This window comes from Mycobacterium sp. TH-M116 (assembly GCF_057473685.1).
This window is the reverse complement of record NZ_JBYCLC010000040.1, coordinates 1-2624: the sequence shown is the minus strand read 5'-3', so window position 1 is coordinate 2624 and position 2624 is coordinate 1. Positions and strand designations below refer to the sequence as shown.

Annotated in this window: 2 protein-coding genes; one reads left to right on the top strand and one right to left on the bottom strand. The window is 68.3% G+C overall.

What is annotated here, in order from left to right; genetic code table 11:
* The coding region (locus AC2VOK_RS01785; protein WP_428898951.1) for a cutinase family protein at positions 1-578 on the bottom strand (578 nt) is incomplete at its 3' end.
* 275 nt (positions 579-853) lie between these two features.
* Between AC2VOK_RS01785 and AC2VOK_RS01780 the strand changes: the two genes are divergently transcribed.
* A partial coding sequence (locus AC2VOK_RS01780; protein ID WP_428898950.1) for a PecA family PE domain-processing aspartic protease occupies positions 854-2624 on the top strand: 1771 nt, incomplete at its 3' end.

Genomic DNA, 2624 nt, shown 5'->3' with positions numbered 1-2624 from the left:
TGAGCCATGATGTTGCCCCCGCCGGTGCAGATCGGATCGTCCGGGGCGCACAGGCTGATGGTCTTCGCGGCGTACCGGGGGCTGATGGTCGGCAGCGGCTGGCCGCCGTAGAGCATGCTCGAGAAGCCGCTGGATGGCTCGCCGAACAAGGCGACAGCGGCGACGTGGTCGGCCACCGGGGGCGGCATCTGCTCGGTCGACAGGTCGATCACGGTGGCGCCCTGGGAGTATCCGCCGAGCACAATCCTGGTCTTGGGGCAGTTGGCGACGGTGCTCTGGATGTGAGCGCTCGCATCGTCCGAACCGGCCGACGAGCTCCCGTGGTAGTCGTCGGTGGCCGGATACTCCACGGCGTAGACGCCGACGGACTGCCCGCTGAGCTTCGAGGAAAGCGAGTCGACGAATGCCTGGCCGACGTCACCCAGACCCGGCTCCTGATGGGTGCCGCGAGCGAACACCACCTCGACGTCAGAGCAAGGATCGGCCGAAGCGGTGGGAACGCCCTGGGGGACGCTCAGCAGACCCCATGCCGTCACGACCAGGACACCGAGGATGCGGGGGAGTCTGCGTACAGGCATTTCCGAATCCTGCCACACCGCCGGCGACGGCAATGTCGGCGGCCGCGCCCAATGCAGCGGTAGGGCTCGTCGGGGTCGGGAAGCATGCCGTCGGTACCCAACGAGGCAGCGTGATCCGCTCTACGCGATCCCGCGGCTTTTCGACGCGTGCGCCTTCGATGGCCGAAATTCCAGATTTTCGCGCCGGGATTCCCTAGTGTTTGGCTCTGCCGGCGCGCAGTTGTGCCGGTCACCGCCGATCATGTGTCATCACCCGGAGGGGAAGACAAGCGGACATGAGCTTCTTGACGTTCCCGCCGGAACTCAATTCGTCGCTGATGTTTTCCGGAGCGGGTACTTCCCCCATCCTGGCGGCTGCGGCCTCGTGGGACGGCCTGGTCACTACGTTGGGTTCGGCGGCGCAGTCGTTCTCCGCGATCACCTCGGACTTGGCCGGCCAAGGCTGGCAGGGAGCTGCGTCCGCAGCCATGTTGACGAGCGCCGCGCGATACGCGGGGTTCCTGACGGCGGCACAGGCCGGAGCCCAAACGGCGGCCACCCAGGCCAAGGCGTTCGTCATCGCGTTCGAGTCGGCCCAGGCGGCCATCGTGCATCCCGCGGCCGTGGCCGCCAACCGTGATCAGTTGGTGCAGCTGGTGGTCTCGAACCTGTTCGGCCAGAACGCGCCGTCGATCGCGGCCATCGAAGCCGAATACGAGCAGATGTGGGCCAAAGACGTGGCCGCGATGGTCGGCTACCACGGTGGCGTCTCGGCGGCCGCGGCCCAGATCGCCGCGTGGCCGGCCACGTGGCAAGGCCTGTCCGCCCAGCTCTGGGGCGCGCTCGCCGCGAACCCGATGGCCGCGGCGGTGGGTTCGGTGGCCGCCGCCAACCCCGTCGCCGGGCCGGCAACCAACCCTGCGCAAACCCTGGGCACCGACCTCGGTCAGGCAGAGCAGGCCGTCCTGAACCTGATCAACGCGCCCACCAACACGTTGCTGGGCCGTCCCCTGATCGGCAACGGTGCCAGCGGCGCCGCCGATACCGGGCAGGCCGGCCAGCCCGGCGGGCTCCTGTGGGGCAACGGCGGGACCGGGGGCTCGGGTGCCGCGGGACATCCCGGTGGGGCAGGCGGTGCGGCGGGGCTGATCGGCAACGGCGGGACCGGTGGCGCGGGCGGGACCGGATCCTACGGTGGGCCCGGCGGCCAGGCCGGATGGTTGTTCGGGAGCCCCGGTACGTCCGGCGCCAACGGCGCCGGCGTGACGGGCGGGCAGGTTCCGCTGACCATTTACCAACAGACCGAGGCGATCGTGTACGCCTCCGTCAACGGTGGGTCGAGCGTGCCCCTGTTGGTCGACACCGGATCCACCGGTCTGGTGATCCCGTTGCAGGACATCGGTCTCTGGAATCTCGGTCTGCCCAACGGAATAGGCATCAGCGGCTACAGCGGGGGACTGGACTACCTTTATCTGACGTTCAACGCTCCGGTGAATTTCGGGGGCGGGATCATGACCTCGCCGACCGCCGTCGACGTGCCGATCCTCTCGTGGCCGACGACGCTGCAAGGATTGGCGACGTACGGCTTCTCCTTCAGCCAGTTCTTTGCTCCCGACGGGGTGGTCGGCGTCATGGGCATCGGGCCCAACGCGGGCGGCCCCGGCCCCAGCAGCCCCCTGACGGCGTTGCCGGGCAGCCTCAGCCAGGGCGTGCTCATCAACGAGACAAACCCGACGTCGGCCAGCCTGACCTTCGGGTCCGCACCGACGGACATGACGCCGATCGCCACGGTGAGCGGGGCGCCCATCACCACGTTGGAACTGACGGAGACACCGCCGGACGGGAGCACCTCTACTTTGTATTCCGTCAACTCGATCATCGACTCGGGCGGTGTGCAGGGAACGATCCCGCTCAACGTCCCGTCGGGAACCGTCGTTGACGTCTACGCTCCCGGCGCCACACCGACGCTGCTGTACTCGTACACCTACAACGGCGACAGCAGTTCAAGCCCCATCGCATACGCGCCGACCTATTATCCGGGCATCATGAACACCGGCGCCCTGCCGT